Genomic DNA, 209 nt, shown 5'->3' with positions numbered 1-209 from the left:
GGCCGGGAAGCTTGTTGTGGTCGGTGAACTTGGGCTTGTCGTCGAAGTACTTGTTGTAGATCTGGATGGCCCCGGCGCCGATGACCAGCCCCGCACCCAGGTCGAACACGGTGCTGGTACCGGACCCGACGAAGGTCTCCCACTTGAACTCCCACTTGTCGTAGAAGGCCCCGTTGATGATGACCTCGGCCGCGCTCTCCGCGGTACCC

The 209-nt window shown here is 62.7% G+C and carries 1 protein-coding gene; it reads right to left on the bottom strand.

The window, feature by feature from the left end:
* Positions 1 to 209, bottom strand: a 209-nt coding sequence (locus tag IG02_RS37535; protein WP_037805292.1) for a hypothetical protein, incomplete at both ends; no start/stop codon positions are given.

Source organism: Streptomyces sp. NRRL F-5135 (genome assembly GCF_000719775.1).
GTDB lineage: Bacteria > Actinomycetota > Actinomycetes > Streptomycetales > Streptomycetaceae > Streptomyces > Streptomyces hebeiensis.
Note: the sequence above shows the minus strand (reverse complement) of the source record. Positions and strands in the feature narration are given on the sequence as shown.